The organism is Mesorhizobium sp. M0571, from assembly GCF_040320985.1.
Classification (GTDB): Bacteria; Pseudomonadota; Alphaproteobacteria; order Rhizobiales; family Rhizobiaceae; genus Mesorhizobium.
Genome location: NZ_JAMYQT010000009.1, coordinates 45,991 through 62,031, shown reverse-complemented (window position 1 = coordinate 62,031; position 16,041 = coordinate 45,991). Strand labels below are relative to the sequence as shown.

At 61.3% G+C, this 16,041-nt stretch carries 12 protein-coding genes and 3 pseudogenes; 7 read left to right on the top strand and 8 right to left on the bottom strand.

Features of this window, described 5'->3' with window-relative positions; genetic code table 11:
* Positions 1 to 39: 39 nt before the first annotated feature.
* The 7 genes and pseudogenes from NKI85_RS13135 to NKI85_RS13105 form a co-directional block, all read right to left on the bottom strand.
* Positions 40 to 198 (bottom strand): hypothetical protein, encoded by a 159-nt coding sequence (locus NKI85_RS13135; RefSeq protein ID WP_352466292.1) that lies wholly within the window; start codon positions 196 to 198, stop codon positions 40 to 42.
* A 47-nt stretch (positions 199 to 245) separates the two neighbouring features.
* Positions 246 to 992: pseudogene (cysT, locus tag NKI85_RS13130) on the bottom strand (sulfate ABC transporter permease subunit CysT); the annotation flags it as partial.
* Positions 989 to 2,017, bottom strand: coding sequence for a sulfate ABC transporter substrate-binding protein (locus tag NKI85_RS13125; RefSeq protein ID WP_352776808.1), 1,029 nt, complete (start codon positions 2,015 to 2,017; stop codon positions 989 to 991). The pseudogene cysT and the gene NKI85_RS13125, both read right to left, overlap by 4 nt.
* A gap of 185 nt (positions 2,018 to 2,202) precedes the next feature.
* Positions 2,203 to 2,630 (bottom strand): annotated as a pseudogene (locus NKI85_RS13120) (UbiA family prenyltransferase); the annotation flags it as partial.
* Between the two features lie 349 nt (positions 2,631 to 2,979).
* Positions 2,980 to 3,246 (bottom strand): hypothetical protein, encoded by a 267-nt coding sequence (locus NKI85_RS13115; protein ID WP_023680946.1) that lies wholly within the window; start codon positions 3,244 to 3,246, stop codon positions 2,980 to 2,982.
* A 1,279-nt stretch (positions 3,247 to 4,525) separates the two neighbouring features.
* Positions 4,526 to 5,239 (bottom strand): annotated as a pseudogene (locus NKI85_RS13110) (IS6 family transposase).
* A gap of 362 nt (positions 5,240 to 5,601) precedes the next feature.
* Positions 5,602 to 6,498: a LysR family transcriptional regulator gene (locus NKI85_RS13105; RefSeq protein WP_352528946.1), complete on the bottom strand. Its 897-nt coding sequence runs from the start codon at positions 6,496 to 6,498 to the stop codon at positions 5,602 to 5,604.
* Between the two features lie 79 nt (positions 6,499 to 6,577).
* On the opposite strand from NKI85_RS13105, the gene NKI85_RS13100 reads away from it, so the two are divergent.
* The 6 genes from NKI85_RS13100 to NKI85_RS13075 all read left to right on the top strand — a co-directional run bounded on the left by NKI85_RS13100 (position 6,578) and on the right by NKI85_RS13075 (position 13,915).
* On the top strand, positions 6,578 to 7,792 hold the full coding sequence (locus NKI85_RS13100) for a trans-sulfuration enzyme family protein (protein WP_352528944.1): 1,215 nt from the start codon (positions 6,578 to 6,580) through the stop codon (positions 7,790 to 7,792).
* Between the two features lie 29 nt (positions 7,793 to 7,821).
* The gene (locus NKI85_RS13095) at positions 7,822 to 8,856 is read left to right on the top strand and encodes a transporter substrate-binding domain-containing protein (RefSeq protein ID WP_352528942.1); all 1,035 of its coding nucleotides are present in this window, start codon (positions 7,822 to 7,824) and stop codon (positions 8,854 to 8,856) included.
* 70 nt (positions 8,857 to 8,926) lie between these two features.
* The gene (locus tag NKI85_RS13090) at positions 8,927 to 10,042 is read left to right on the top strand and encodes an amino acid ABC transporter permease (protein ID WP_352528940.1); all 1,116 of its coding nucleotides are present in this window, start codon (positions 8,927 to 8,929) and stop codon (positions 10,040 to 10,042) included.
* Between the two features lie 3 nt (positions 10,043 to 10,045).
* A complete protein-coding gene (locus tag NKI85_RS13085) occupies positions 10,046 to 11,137 on the top strand; it encodes an amino acid ABC transporter permease (protein ID WP_352528938.1) in 1,092 nt (363 codons plus the stop codon).
* A 44-nt stretch (positions 11,138 to 11,181) separates the two neighbouring features.
* Positions 11,182 to 11,931, top strand: a complete 750-nt coding sequence (locus tag NKI85_RS13080) for an amino acid ABC transporter ATP-binding protein (protein ID WP_502900662.1) — start codon at positions 11,182 to 11,184, stop codon at positions 11,929 to 11,931.
* 538 nt (positions 11,932 to 12,469) lie between these two features.
* Positions 12,470 to 13,915: a hypothetical protein gene (locus NKI85_RS13075; RefSeq protein WP_502900661.1), complete on the top strand. Its 1,446-nt coding sequence runs from the start codon at positions 12,470 to 12,472 to the stop codon at positions 13,913 to 13,915.
* A 152-nt stretch (positions 13,916 to 14,067) separates the two neighbouring features.
* On the opposite strand, the gene NKI85_RS13070 is transcribed toward NKI85_RS13075, so the two are convergent.
* On the bottom strand, positions 14,068 to 14,658 hold the full coding sequence (locus tag NKI85_RS13070) for a TetR/AcrR family transcriptional regulator (protein WP_023722494.1): 591 nt from the start codon (positions 14,656 to 14,658) through the stop codon (positions 14,068 to 14,070).
* 56 nt (positions 14,659 to 14,714) lie between these two features.
* Here NKI85_RS13070 and NKI85_RS13065 point away from each other — a divergent pair, with 56 nt between their 5' ends.
* Positions 14,715 to 15,731: a methyltransferase domain-containing protein gene (locus NKI85_RS13065; protein WP_352776805.1), complete on the top strand. Its 1,017-nt coding sequence runs from the start codon at positions 14,715 to 14,717 to the stop codon at positions 15,729 to 15,731.
* The last annotated feature ends 310 nt before the right edge of the window (positions 15,732 to 16,041 follow it).

The window sequence follows — 16,041 nt, the reverse complement described above, 5'->3', positions numbered from 1 at the left end:
TCCAAAAACCGCTACACACTTTTGGGCGACATGCATTTGTCAGTGTCCGCGCGTCGCGGCGATCTCGGCGCCGTAGCGCATCTCGAGAAGTGTTTTCAAGACCAGCGTGACGAGCGCCAGGCCGGCAAGCAGCGAAGCGACGGCAAAGGCGGCGGCGGCATTGTACTCGTTATAAAGGATTTCAACATGCAGCGGCATGGTGTTGGTTAGCCCGCGTATGTGGCCCGACACGACCGAGATGGCGCGATGACGATCAGAAGCGGCGCGATCTCGGATTTGTAGGGGAGGTTGCCGGCGATGAAGATAACGGAACCGTACTCGCCGACGCCGCGCGCGAAAGCCAGCGCGAAACCGGTGACGATGGCCGGCGCCAGTCCGGGAAGCAGAACGCGGCTGATGATCTGGAAGCGATTGGCGCCGAGCGTTGCGGCCACTTCCTCCACCTCCTTGTCGATCTCCTCCATGATCGGCTGCACGGTACGAACGACGAAAGGCAGGCCGATAAAGATCAACGCGATGACGATGCCAAGCGGCGTGTAGGCGACCTTGATGCCGAGCGGCATCAGCAGGCTTCCGATCCAGCCGTTCGGTACGTAAAGCGTGGTCAGCGCGATGCCGGCCACCGCTGTCGGCAGCGCGAAGGGCAGGTCGACCATGGCATCGGCGATGCGGCGGCCGGGAAAGTTGTAGCGCACCAGCACCCAGGCGACGATCGTGCCGAAGACGACGTTGACAGCGGCGGCAATGAAGGCGGTGCCGAAGCTGATTTCAAGCGCGTTGATGGTGCGGCGATCGGTGACGATCGCCCAGAAGTCGGTCCAGCCGAGCGCCGCCGAGCGCCAGATCAGCCCGGACAGCGGAATGAGGAGGGTGAGGAAGGCAAGCGAGAAGCCGAGCGTCAATCCGAAACCCGGAATGACGCTCGGCTGTCTGAACCGCCACCCCGCCTTGGCGGGCGTGCTGTGGTCATGTCGTCCTGATCTAAATGCTATTGGGCCGGCTTATAGATCTGGTCAAATATACCACCGTCGCCGAAATGGTAAGGCTGCGCCTTCATCCATCCGCCGAAAATTGGATCGTCGATGCTGATCCGCTTGATTTCCGGCAGTTTGGCGAGATCCTCCGCAGGCACCAGGTCGGGCTTCGCCGGACGGTAGTAGTTCTTGGCGATGATCGTCTGGCCTTCCTTGGAATAGAGATAGCCCAGATAGGCTTCGGCAACTTTCCGTGTGCCCTTGGCATCGACATTGGCGTCGACAACGGCGACCGGCGGCTCGGCCAGGATCGAGGTCGGCGGGATGACGATTTCGAACTGATCGGCGCCGAACTCGTCCAGCGCCAGATAGGCCTCGTTTTCCCAGGCGATCAGCACGTCGCCCAGGCCCTTTTGCGCGAAGGTCACGGTCGAGCCACGCGCGCCGGTGTCAAGCACCGGAACATGGGAATAGAGGTTGCCGACGAATTCCTTGGTCTTGGCTTCATCGCCGCCATCATTGGTGTTGGCCCAGGCCCAGGCCGCGAGGTAGGCCCACCGGCCACCACCGGAGGTCTTGGGATTGGACGTGATCACCTGGACGCTGTCCTTTGTGAGATCGCCAAAATCGTGAATGCCCTTGGGGTTGCCCTTGCGGACGAGGAGGACAATGGTCGAGGTATAAGGCGCCGAATTGTTCTCGAACTTCGTCCGCCAGTCGGGATTGATCTTCTTCGTTTTCGAGACGATCGCGTCGATGTCGCCTTGCAGCCCCAGCGTCACCACGTCGGCGTCGAGGCCGTCGATTACCGCGCGAGCCTGAGCGCCCGATCCGCCATGCGACTGCTGGACGGTGACGGTCTCGCCGGTCTCGGACTTCCAGTGGGCGGTGAAAGCCTCGTCGAATTGCTTGTAGAGCTCACGCGTCGGGTCATAGGACACGTTGAGAATGGTGGTATCGGCAAACGCGAAACCGAGCGTGCCGAACTGGACAGATGTGGCGACCAGTGCGCCGAGCAGTTTCATGAAATGAGGTTTGGTCATTTCCGCCTCCGTTGAACTCGCGTCAAATCTACCGAATTGAATTTAGATGCATTCAATGTTGCCTTTTTTGGCCTAGTGAAGCAATTTTTCGCCTATCTCACCCTAAATGAGGAATGTTTTTCCTCACATAGCGTGACTCGGGATCCTGGGCTCCCGGACGCGATAACTAGAAACCGCCAGCCCTTCGGCAATACGCAAGTGGCGATCAGGCGCGTGTAGGGCGTCAGGAAGAGCAGGAGCGACGCCGCAAGCGCAAGCGGAATTGCCAGAAAGGCGATTGCTGGGACCATGCCGATCTGGCCGCTTGCCAGAGGGCGAAAGCGGGTCCGCTCAACGTGGCCGTCGAACCTGCGATCGGCAATGTCATTGATCGTGGACCCGGCGCTTCTCATCAGAAACGCGCCAAGGGTGAATAGCGCCAATTGCTGAACGGCGGGGATACCATGTGCCGCTTGGATCAATGCGGCCCAACAGGGAACAACGTCAGCCATATGCCCACTGGCCGATCCAGCCGCGCGAGCCGCGTGTAGGGCCGCCATGCACGCGGCAGCCGGCGATCCACCCAGTCACCTCTATGAATATCACTCAGGTCCGGTCGGCTCAAAGTCGCCATTAAGTAATCTTAATCCCGCGCAGAGAAAGGCATTTTCCTGTTCGGTTGAAGTGCCAAATTCGCAGCGTTGCGTATGCGCGCAATGGCAGCCTCGGGGTGGCAAGCGGAAGTCCAGCGTGAACGCGCGGAACAGTTGCTTTGCGGACCTGAGCCGGCATTAGGTTGCGCAAGCTGTAGCGGCTGATCTTGGCACGACCGAGACCAACGGCGGCGCTCACGCGCAGGACCGGCTCTTGAAGCCAGTGCCCAGCGGGCTCTACGCCAATAATGGGCGCTTTCCAGAATGACCGGAACCGCACGGCAATCGCTGAGCAAACCCTTCTAACCTTGGCCAGCGGAGCAATCACCTTTACGATTCGACCAGGATCACCAAGGACTCTGGCACCACTCCATCGAAGGCCATCGCATCCGCGGCTTCCTTGCTCTGCATAGCTTTCATCATGGCGTCCATGTCCGGAACGTCCATAAGAACGGCCACCCGGGTCGGATTTTGTGGATCTACAAATGTTCGTATGTTGGTCACGCCGAGCGGACCAAAAAGCTCTTTGCGCTTCGGCGAGTCGAGCCAGTGCTTCGCTCCTTTTGTGATGTTATGGTGGCCAATGACTGTCGGCATTGCATCCTCCCTATCGTGACGGCGAAGTCCGGCATCGCCAAGAGTGCCAAGACCCATCCCCGTCGAACCACGGAGCGCCGTTTTGGTTGGACTGTCAATTATTTCGTTAAGGACGCGGAAGAACGATTCGGAGAGGGCGTTTCTTCCGGACGGTTCGACCTCAATGAACCAGGATCGCGGTCACGCGGCTGTGGCTATTGACATGTGACATGCGCAAACAGCCGGACAACAACTGCAAGGGCCCGCGTGGCAGATATCGGGATCCAGCGCGGGGGTCGGAAAGGGCAGTTGCGGGAGTAGGGCTGCCATTCATGACCCGGCGGGCCAAGGTCGTCTTCGGGTCGACTCCGGCCGTAGAGCGAAGGTCCGCTGTTGAGAGCGGCGGTGAGGGTCCGGTAATGGCGCTACTTACTCGTTCAGGTGGCCGCTACAGTTGATTGCTAGAGTTAGTCTAGCGTGTCCAAGCGCCATGAAGCGAGCTTACAGCCAAAAGGAAAGTCGGCGGCCCATTTTTCAATGAGCGTTGCCCGAACCCGCCGACCTGCGGATTGCCATTGGCCCCGCGATTCGCAGCTTTGCCGGAACGGAGGCGTGCCGTCTAGCAATGTAAGCGTGTACCATTTCAGCTGCGGAAGTTTTCAAGATCTCTGCCTTAAATCTTTCGGCCATGGCTCGCGCAATCTGTGCTGCCTATAAAGTCGCGCAGCACGAGGTGATCTAGGTTGCAGGGTTGGCGCGGCAAGCGTTCCTCGGCCAGGAATCAGGCGCCAGCGCTGAACAACGCAGCCGGGACGAGTTTCCGGATTCGTTACCGCCATCGGCGATTTGCTCACGGGCTTCGCAAGTCCACGGTGCACTCGCGAGACTCCTAATTGCGCTCCGCCGCGCCGAATGATTACGGAGTACTAGCCTGCCCAATCCCAGCGCGCCCAGAGTTCTGGCTCGCGTGTGAACCATTAGGCCGGCGGGACGTTGCTCTGCGGATCCAACACCTGACGGCACGACCGTGGAGGAATCCAAGCATCATTCTACGCCTCAGAAACAAGACACGCCCGGTGCCTTGGCGAACTTTCCTTATGACCGAATGACCGTCGAGCGATTTCGGGGGCGTTTCCGCGAGCGAGGTGGAACGACGAGCGCAGGAGCTGGTTTGTGCCGGGAAAGACGGCGCCGCTACCTCTTTGGCGACCTCTATTCGACCCGCGGGAGCATCATCAACCCCAAGAGGTGATGTCACATAAACGGAGATGGGCTGTCGTTGTGACTTTTGGGAATGATTTCAGGCGATCACGCCGGCAGCAGCTTTCCATTGCGCCATGGCATTCAAGCGGTGAAGATGGATCTGAAAGGCGGAGCGTTTTGAACGGGGCGGGACGAAGAGATTGCGGACTGCAGAGAACGTCGAGACGAAACGCTGGAGGCTCCCCGGTGATCGAAAAGCTTGCATCATCCGCTCTCGTTTTCGCAGTGGCACATGCGAATTCTCCGCTCTGTTGTTCAAGCCCTTGTGCGACCGGTGCTCGATGTCCGTCATGACTAGACGCCGCGCTGCTCCATAGGAGCCGAGCTTGTCGGTGATCATGCGCTTCGGCACCTGGCCCTGCTTCTTCAACAGCCGTGTCAGCACGCGCTTGGCGGCCTTAGTGTTGCGCCGGGTCTAGCCGATCTCGTCGAGCACATAGCCGTCCTGGTTGACGGCCCGCCATAACCAATGCTTCTTGCCGGCGATCATGATGGCGACTTCGTCGAGGTGCCAGATATCATTTCGACTGGGCTGCTTGCGGCGCAGGCGCCGGGCGTAGTCCAGCCCGAACTTCTTTCCCCACCGACGGATCGTCTCGTAGGAAACGACAATGCCGCGCTCCAGCAGCATTTCTTCGACACGACGCAGGCTCAGCGGAAATCGATAATACAGCCACACCGCGTGGGCGATGATCTCGGGTGGGAACCGATGCCGTTTGTAGCTGATCTGCGAAGTGTTCGTCCCCAGCATCTATCGCAGCGATCCCTGACACGCGGTTACCGTGACAACGCCCCTGGGAGCGCCTGGACCAAATCGGGTCCCCAGTTCTAATATGTGGCGGGTGGTACGACGGGATCGCTCTACCGTCATCTCAGGAATGCATGGTGGGAAGACTCCCGAGGGCGACCTTGCGCATGTTCGAAGGTGGCCATCTATTTCTCTGGCAGGATAGCTCCGCGTTCGCCGAGATCGTCCGGTTTCTTGCAAACGAGGAAGCCGGCTAAAGGGCGAACACGAATTTGCGCCGTGCGAGGCTGCGTGAGGCCATGGACGTCCGCGCCTTACTGAGGCAAGACCGGTCGCGTCTATGTTTAGGCGGCGAGCCACATTGCCTATGCCTCGCTCGATAGCATATTGCGGGCGGCATAGAGTTCGGCAATGAAGTCGGTGATCAAGGTCGAATTGATGCCGTCCGGCGGGCGCAGGAGTAGCGCGCGGAAATTGACGGCCGGCTCGAATGGCCTGGCCAAAATGCCGCCGATCATGCGGTCCGCAATGACGGAGGGATTGACCAAGCCAATCCCCATGCCCTTCGCTGCAAGGATAGCGATGGTCAGGCCGTAGGGCGTTTCGATCAGGATGCGCGGCCGTACCCCATGCGCGGCCAGGATCTTGTCCATCGCGAGCCGAGCCGTATCTTCCGGCGACAATGCCAGGAAAGTCTCGTCGGCGAGATCGGCCGGCGTGATCATCTGCTTCCGCGCCAGCCGGTGGTTCTTCGGCATGACGCAAACGGCGCGCGGCGTGGTGAAGATGCTGTGCAGCACGCCGCTGGTGTCGACCTCGTCGGCCGCGAGCCCGATATCGAAACTGCCAGACGCCACCAGGTCGCGCACGATGTTGGAGGTGCGGACCTGATAGCTGATGCGCACCTGCGGATGCCGGCGCGAGAACGCTACTATGGCGCGCGGCACCAGCCCATGCCCGAGCGCCGACAGGCTAGCGACACGGATGGTACCGGTGCCGACCTCCTTGATCTGTGCCGCGCGCAGCTTGAGCCGGTCGAGCCCGACCAGGTTGGCTTTCACCTCGGCATGAAACAACTCCCCTTCGCGTGTCGGCACCAGCCTGCCACGAATGCGGTCGAAAAGCCTGAAGCCGAGTTCGGCTTCTAGCTTGGCTAGCGAACGGCTGATGGCCGGCTGCGAGGTATCCAGCAGCGCGGCCGCCGCGCCGGCGCCGCGTGTGATCATGATCGCGTTGAAGACATCGATGTCGCGCAGGTTCATAGTCCATCCATATCAAAAGCGAATTAACTTTATCGCTGCGGTCATGGATGGCAATGGGTGAGCCGGCTAAGCTGCCCCCATGAACCGACGCGACGACACTTCACATGTCCACCCTCCCAAGCGCTCCGAGGAACCGTTCCAGGCGGTGGCGATGCCGGTCGAGCGAGCCTCGACCGTTGTCTTTGACGATCTGGAGTCGTTCGAGCGTCGCGTCGAGCGTCTGTACGACGGGTTCAGCTACGGACTTTACGGCACACCGACCAGCCGGCAGCTCGAGGATCATATCGCCGTGCTGGAAAGCGGATTGCGGGCCCTCGTCGTCCCGTCGGGCATGGCGGCCATGACGCTGGCGACCATGGCTGTCTGCCGTGGCGGCGAAAGGGTTCTGATCCCGGAGACGCTCTATGGCCCGGCGCGCGACATGGCCGAGCGTTTTCTCGGCCCCCTCGGGATCGAGGCGGTTTCCTACGATCCACGGCTGGACGCGAGCATCGCGGCCGTGATCGACGGCAGAACGCGGCTGGTCTGGGTAGAATCGCCTGGCTCGGCCACCTTCGAAGTCCAGGATGTGCCCGCCATCACGGCCGCGGCCCACAAGGCCGGCGCGCTCGTCGCGGCCGACAACACCTGGGCCTCTCATCTGCTGTTTAAGCCGCTCGCTCATGGCGTCGACATGTCGATGCAGGCGCTTTCCAAACACGCCGGCGGCCATGGCGACCTCCTGATGGGCTCGGTCGCAGTGCATGACCACGCCCTGTTCCGGCGCCTGAAGGATACAGCGCGCTTTCTGGGCTATGGCGTCTCGCCGGAAGATTGCGCGCTGTGCGAGCGTGGCCTGATGACCATGCCGGTGCGCATGCGTCATGCCGACGCCACCGCGCGGAAGATCATTGCCTGGCTATCGGAACGCCCGGAAGTCGCACAGATCTTGCATCCCGCGGAGCCTGGTCATCCTGGCCACGCGATCTGGAAGCGTGACTTTGCCGGATCGGCGGGCGTGTTCTCCTTCGTGCTGCGGCCGGAACTGGCGCCACTGCAATCCGATGTCCTGCGCAGCCTGCGGCTGTTCAGGCTCGGCGCAAGCTGGGGCGGCGTGCATTCGCTGATTGCCGTCAGCGATCCGCGCAAAGGGCGCGCCAGCCTCGATTGGCTGAAGCCCGGCCCGGTCTGGCGCCTGTCGATCGGCCTTGAGGCGCTCGAAGATCTTCTGGCCGACCTTTCCCAGGCCTTCGAACTCTTTGCTAAAGCCCGGCGCAACGGAACCGCAGCAGCCGACGCCAAGGCCGCCGAATGATTAGAACCTCAACGAGAAGGGGAATGACTATGAAACATCAAGTTCTGAAATGGCTCACGGGTCTGGCGATAGGATTGGCCAGCCTGACTTCGGGCGCCGTGGACGCCAGCGCGCAGGCGGTTATCAACAAGATCAAGGAACGCGGCTATGTCAGCTGCGGCGCCAGCCAGGGCGTGCCCGGTCTCTCCCGGCCCGACGAGAAGGGGTATTATCGCGGCTTCGATTCCGATATTTGCCGCACTTTCGCGATCGCCATCCTCGGCGACAAGGAGAAGATCCGTTACGTGCCGCTTAACGCAGGCCAGCGTTTTCCTGCGCTGCAGACCGGAGAGATCGACGTTCTGTCGCGCACATCCACCATCACCTACAGTCGCGATACGGTTGTCCGCTTCGTCTGGATCAATCTCTACGACACGGACGGCATGCTCGTGCGCAAGGCCGACAATATTACCGAGCCCAAACTGCTCGATGGAAAGACCGTTTGCCTGCAAGGCGGTGGCAGCCTGACCGAGAAAGCGATCGAGGAAACCGAGGAAGAGTTCGGGATCGCGATGGAGAAAGTCTATTACGACTCGACCATTCAGGCGCGCGACGCCTTCTTCGGCGGCCGCTGCGATTCATACGTCACCGACGGCACTGCGGCAGCCGGACAGCGTGCTTCGGTGGCCAAGAACCCCGACGACTACGACATCATCAAGGTCGGCAAAGCCGCCGAACCCAATGGCGTCGCGGTCGCCCGCGGCGACGATCAACTCTTCGACGTCGTGCGCTGGACATTGAATGCCCTGTTCTGGGCCGAGGCCAACGGCATCACCTCGCAGAACATCGATGAAAAGCTTGTGTCGGGCAGTCCGGAAGTCAAACGGGTGCTCGGTGAGGAACCCGGCTTCGGCAAGCCGCTCGGATTGGACGACAAGTGGGCCTACAACGTCATCAAGCAAATGGGCAACTACGCCGAGATCTGGGACCGCAATCTCGGCAAGGACAGCCCGCTAAAGGTCGAACGCGGTCTGAACGCGTTGTGGAAGGACGGGGGCCTCAACTATCCTTTCCCCTGGGATTGAGCCGCATGATGGAGGGGAACGGGCCCGGCGCTCCCCTTCCCTGCCAACGCCGCGAACCCTCGAGGTCAACATGCTGAGCGATGCCAAGACCAGATCGATCATCATCCAGTGTGCCCTGGCCGCCGCGGTTGCCGCTTTCGCTGCCCTGCTCGTCAGCACGACTTTCGCCAATCTCAGGGCACGCGGCATCCCGATCGGCTTCGATTTCCTGACGATGCCGTCAAGGATCGTCATCTCGGAAGCAATCCTCACTTACAAGTCGCGGGACCCCTATTACTGGGCGATCGCGACCGGGCTCGCCAATACGGTCTTCATCTCCGCGGTCGTCATCGTCTTTTCATCCGCGCTCGGCCTCGTCGTCGGCATCACCCGGCTGAGCAGCAATCCCCTGGCGGCGGGCACCTGCCGCGTATGGGTGGAGGTTGCACGCAATTCACCGCCGATCGTGCTTCTGATCTTTCTCTACTCGCTGTGGTGGAAGGTGCTGCCGCCGGTCGGCGAAGCGCTCAATCCGCTGCCAGGCGTTTACGCCTCCATGCGCGGCTTTGTGGTGCCGGCCGTCAGCATGGACGTCGCCACCGCGGGATTGCTCGTCATTGCTCTCGCCCTGGCACTGGCGGCCGCTGGCTGGGCGGCGGCGAGAAGAGGATGGCTGCCACCGCTGACCGCGCCGGCGATCCTCGCGGTTGGCATTGCCGGGCTCTGGCTTGCCGATGCGAAGTTCTCCGTCGACTGGCCGACCTTCACTGGGTCGAACTTCAAAGGCGGCAAGGACCTGACGCCCGAACTCAGCACCATCCTCATCGGGCTGACCATCTACACCACCGGCTTCGTCGCCGAGATCGTGCGTGGCGGCGTGCTTTCGGTCGGCCGCGGTCAGTGGGATGCAGGTCATTCGCTCGGCCTGCCACGCGGCAAAATATTGCGTCTGATCATCATCCCGCAGATGCTGCGGGTGATCGTCCCGCCGCTCAACAGCCAATACATCAACGTCGTCAAGAATTCGACGCTGGCGATCGCGGTCGGCTATCCGGACTTCCTTGCGGTCATGAACACCATCATCAGCAAGTCCAGCCATTCGATCGAGGGCGTATTCATCATCCTCGGCGTCTATCTCGCCCTCAACCTGAGCCTGTCGAGCGCGGCCAATTGGTACAACCGTCGCATCGCCATCGTGGAGCGCTGAACCATGAAGGCCCTGTCTCTTCCCCTTCCGGCCGAGCCAATGCCAGGACAGATCCGCTTCGGCGCTTTGCGGCGGTCAGCCATGCTCCTGTTCGGCACGCCGCTCAATGCCGTCCTGACGCTGTTGTTCGGGGTTCTGCTCGTCGCCACGGTACCGCCGATGCTGCGCTGGCTGGTAATCGACGCCGTGCTGTTCGATCCCAATCCAAGCGCGTGCCGGGTGGCCACCGGAGCCTGCTGGAGCTTCATCTACGCCAAGTCCGGGCAGTTGCTGTTCGGCATATATCCGCTCGACGAACGCTGGCGCCCCGCCATCGTCTGTCTGCTCATCCTGGCGCTGCTCGGCTGGTCAGTGCGGCCCGCCAGCTGGGCCCCGCGGCTGCTGGCGCTCTGGGTCGCAGCGCTGGTGCTGATCTTCTGGCTGATGGGCGGCGGCATCGGCCTGACCGAGATTCCAACCTCATCCTGGGGCGGCCTGCCGGTGACGCTCATCCTCACCGTCGTTGCCATCGGCGTCGCCTTCCCGGTCGGCATTCTCTTGGCACTGGCAAGGCGCTCGACCATGCCAGCGATACGCATAGGCGCCGTGGTCCTGATAGAATCGGTGCGCGGACTACCGCTGCTGTCCATCCTGTTCGTGGCGTCGATCATGATGCCGCTGTTCCTGCCCGAGGCCCTGTTGCCCGACAAATTCGTGCGCGCGCTGGTCGCGCTCACCATCTTCGCCGCGGCTTATCTCGCCGAGGTGATCCGCGGCGGCCTGCAGGCCATCCCGAAGGGTCAGTACGAGGCTGCGGCAGCGCTCGGCCTGCCCTTCTGGCGCGCGCAATATCTCATCATCCTGCCGCAGGCGATCCGGATGGCGATCCCGGCGCTGGCCAACACCATCATCGTCATGATCAAGAACACCAGCCTTGTCCTGGTCGTCGGTCTCTTCGACCTGATCAGCTCCGGAAAAGCGGCGCTGGCTGACCCGGACTGGCCGTCGCCGGCGGCCGAGACATTCCTGTTCATCGGCGCGATCTTCTTCGCGCTCTCCTTCTCGTTCGCCCGCTTCGCCGACTTCCTGGAGCGGCGCGGCCCGACCGCCCACTAGGAAATGCCTTGATGTTATTGTCCGCCCCAACGCGCGTTCCGTCCATGCCCGATCCCAGCGCTCCGCCCGCTATCCAAATGACCGGCATGAATAAGTGGTACGGAAACTTCCATGTGCTGAAGAACATCAACCTGACCGTCCATCGCGGCGAGAAGCTGGTGATCTGCGGTCCGTCCGGCTCGGGCAAGTCGACGATGATCCGTTGCATCAACCGGCTGGAGGAGCATCAGCAGGGGCAGATCGTCGTCGAAGGCGTCGAACTCAGCAACGATTTGAAGCAGATCGACGTAATCCGCAGTGACATCGGCATGGTGTTCCAGCACTTCAACCTGTTCCCGCATTTGACCATTCTGGAAAACCTGACACTGGCGCCGATCTGGGTGCGCAGGATGCGGCGCGGGCAAGCCGAGCAGACCGCCATGCACTATCTGGAGCGGGTGAAGATCCCGGACCAGGCGCATAAATATCCCGGCCAGTTGTCCGGCGGCCAGCAGCAGCGCGTCGCCATCGCCCGTGCGCTCTGTATGAGCCCGAAGATCATGCTCTTCGACGAACCGACCTCCGCCCTCGATCCTGAAATGGTCAAGGAAGTGCTCGACACCATGGTCGCGCTGGCCGAGGATGGCATGACCATGCTGTGTGTCACGCACGAGATGGGATTTGCCCGCCAGGTCGCCGACCGTGTCGTCTTCATGGACCAGGGCGAGATCGTTGAGATGAACACGCCCTCCGAATTCTTCTCGCATCCGCGTCACCAGCGCAGCAAACTGTTCCTTGCCCAGATCCTGAACTAGCGAACCTCTCCCACCAGCCCATGCGCCGGCCGGATGGGCAGACGCAAATCAGAAATCCATCCGGGGCCTGGTCAGCGCGCAGCGACCTGCCAGACCGCGACGCCGGCCCAGGATCAGGCCGGCGACGCCTTCGATGCTGCGCGAGATAATGTCGAACAAGCGCGGCCGACTCTCGAAGGAATACACCAGGCGTTCGCGAAACAGGATCGACAGCGCCGCGAGTTCCGGCCATTGGTAGATGTTCGGCCCACAACTTCTGCACGTCGACGATCCTGGCGGTGGGCGCTCCGGTCCTGTTTCGAAGATAATGCGCCGCCGGCCGGCGCAGGCACAGCTGCCACGTATTGCAGCAGACGGCAGAGGACGAGAACGTCGTCCACAACGCAACTCTCGACTCGAAGTCGTAGCTGCATCATACGGCCTGTTCACCAAGCGGGCTTTGGGGGCTAGCACGAAGTCGGGCACCCACTTTGGCACCTCCACTCGCGCGAGCAGTAGTCCGCTTTCCTTCGCAAATGCCATGTGGCAAGACGGATGGATGGCGGCGGACAGCGAACATAAAAGCATCTCTGCGAGAGCGTTGGGCATCGCATTATCAGCTGCTGCCCTCGTGCCGCATTTCACAACCCCAGCCTTTGCCCATGCTTCCGAGCGCGGCTATGTCATGCTCCTGCCGACCGGATATTATGTCGTGGGCGGGGCGGTGGCCGTAGCCGCGAGTTTTCTGGTTCTGGCTGTCCTCCCGCCCAGGCTGCTCGAACGCATTTCGGCATCCCGCCTGCCAATTGGTCAATTCGGCGACGCCGCGCGCATTTGGATCAGCACGCTCGCCTTCGCGGTTCTCGCCATACTCGTGGCGGCGGGAATTCTCGGCAGCCGAGATCCGCTGTCGAATCCACTTCCGCTAACGGTGTGGACGCTGGTCTGGGTCGGACTGACATTGCTTCAGGGCGTATTCGGCAATGTTTGGTCGTGGACAAACCCGTGGTACGGGCCGTGGCGCATTTTCTCCAGCGTCTTCCCGGCATTCCGCGATCGCACAATGCCACAAGGACTGGCTTACTGGCCGGCGTTGATTTTGTTTGCAAGCTTCGCCTGGTTCGAGCTGATCTATCCGGCGCCCGAAGATCCGGCGCGGCTTGCGTTCGCTCTCATGGCCTACTGGCTCTCGACCTTCGTCTGCATGATCATCTTCGGCTACGAAGGCTGGAGCCGGCGCGGCGAGTTTCTGTCCGCGTTCTTCCGCATGGTGTCACGCTTCGCCATCGTCGAAACGACGCCGGACCACCCAAGCGAGGGGCGCGCCCTCTCACTCTGCTGGCCTGGAGCGAAATTGTGGAGCGCGCAAGCCTTGCCGGCGAGCGGTATGCTCTTTCTGTTGCTGACGTTGAGCTCGGTGTCCTTCGACGGTCTGTCGAAGACCTTCTCTTGGCTGGGCGCGAATGGTGTCAATCCGCTCGAATTTCCGGGGCGCTCGGCATTAGTCGGAATCAACAGCGCCGGTCTTGTGCTGATGTTTATCGCACTTGTCGCCGTGTTCTTCGCCGCAGTGTTTGTCGGTGAGCGGTTGGCCGGGAGCATCTCTTTCGGAAAAGCGGTCGGGCTCCTTGTCTGGTCGATCGTCCCGATCGCGCTCGCCTATCATTTTTCCCACTATCTGACGGCCCTCCTGGTGAACGGCCAGAATGCGCTCGTCGCTATTTCGGATCCGTTTGATCGGGGATGGAACCTATTCGGCACGGCGCACATGAATGTCGGGGCGGGAGTGATCATGGGCTCCGATGCAGCGTGGATCATCTGGAACTTTCAGGCGGCGGCGATCATCGGCGGCCATATACTTGCCGTTCTGGTCGCGCATGGGCTGGCGTTCCGTTTGCATCCGGCGCGCAGCCGCGCGGCGCTCAGCCAATTTCCGCTGACCGTTTTTATGGTCGCATATACGGTTTTCGGGCTGTGGCTGCTGTCCACGCCGACGGCCGTCTGACGGCCGCAAGCCACGTATCGGAGGCGTTGGTCGACAGACCTCACGGCGGTGTATCGCGACCTCAAGGACATGCGTCGAACAAAGCCGGTGGTTGGTGAATTGGCAACGCCGGCAAGTGCAACTGACTGCTACACAGTTCTTCGGCCTGATATCTAAGCCGACGGGACGCCCTCGGTGGCCAGACGCCGGAAGATCTGGTCGACTTGTTGCGGCGGCAATTTGGCGCCGCCGTCGAGCCACCAGATCAGCACCGACAGAAAGGCACCCACGACGAACTGGACGATCAGTTCGTTCGGCACGACATCGGGGAGCTTCCTGTCCTTGTTTGCGGCAAGCTCCGCGCGCACGAGATCGCATAGAATCTCGCGGATGCTGCCGAGCACAATAGTCCCACCGCGGCCCCCGGCCAGAGCTCGGTAGAGATCTATATGTTCACGCGCGTGCTCGAACATACCGAGCACGAACCCCAAGCTGCGATCTTTCAGCTCGCCTGGCGCTGCAAGCGCATGCCGCTGGCGTTCGACCAGCATGGCGCGCAGATGATCGTCCAGGCCGCTGCGCTTGAGGTCGTCCTTGCTGGTGAAGTGCGCGTAAAAGGTCGATCGGCCGATGTTTGCCTCATTGCAGATGTCCTCGACGGTGATTGCTTCATATCCCTTTCTCAGGATCAAAGTGATCAGCGCATGGTGAAGAGTCGACCGGGTCCGGGCGACACGGCGGTCTATCGTCTTTTCCGTTCCCATGAGCTTTTTCCGTTCAGATGGCAGAGGACCGTGCGGTACCGGACATTCTGCCGCGAATGGTCGTTGACGCGTTCCCGGATACCATGTCAGTTTCCGAACATGATGTCCATCAACCGGCGAGAGTGGCCAAGGAGTCTCTGATGAGAAAACATGGGCATAACAACAGCGGAGCCGGCGCGCCCGGCCGCGTCATACATTGGGCAGCACGCTACGATCTGATGACTTGGCTGTTCACCTTAGGCCGCGAACGCGCCTTTCGCGAAAAGATCCTCCGGTTGACGCAGCTCGAACCTGGAGAGTCCGTCCTCGATATAGGGTGCGGGACGGGAACGCTCGCTATACTTGCCAAGCAGCAGGTCGGGCCGACGGGCACCGTGCACGGGATCGATGCGTCACCGGAAATGATCACCAGGGCGGGTGCGAAGGCTCGAAGAGTCGGTCTGAAGGTCACCTTTGAAAAGGCCGCCGCCCAGGCATTACCGTTCCGGGATGCCGAATTCGATGTCGTAACGACGACGCTGATGCTCCATCATCTTTCTGCCGATGGACGTAATCAGATGGCTCATGAGATACACAGAATCCTGAAGCCATCCGGTCGCGTACTCGCCGTCGACTTCGTGCAAGCGCCACAGGATGGAGGCTTCATCGATCGCTTCCACCATCACGGCGTCAGCACAGTCGACGACATCATAACGGAATTCCGGGACTCGGGTCTCAACATCGTCGCTAGCGGCGCGGTTGGCACGAAGAACCTGCAGTTCGTGCTAGCCACGGCGGCCGCCGACGTCGCCCGTATTCGCGATAGGTTTGTCGCTCTCGGCACGGAAGAACCCTCAGGCCCGGCACGGCCTGCAGCCATGAGCCACCTGCACACCATAGGCCTAGTGCTAGCCATTGTCGCGCTGATCGCCATGCACGCAGGCGCGCCCTGGTGGCTATCGTGGCGCGGTCTAAGCGACGCCTCAAATCCGATCTCTTACACAGTGATTGCACTCGTGGCCCTTTTCGTAATCTTCAAGATCGGATTGCTCGGTGGCCTGCATCGGTGGAGCAGAGGCCGCCGCCAGCGTTGAGGCCGCTTGCTGTTACGACATCCGCGTCTCGCTACGGCTTGTTGGACACGCAGGAGTTCACCTTTTTCACACCCGGACGCGAATCGCGCGTCCGCTCCGGCCTCCCCGCCGTGCGAGGGTGGTGGTAGGCCAATCTAATCCCGTCGCAGCGAGATCAGACGCCGGCAGACGGCGCTTAACGTTATTCTCGGAAGACCAACTGCCATTCGTTGTCAGATCACCGGGCGGTGATCACTCTCAGCCAGATGGCAGGCGGCGACGGCACCGTAACGTTAACCGAAGGCTGACGGAAATCTGCGATCCGAGGCAC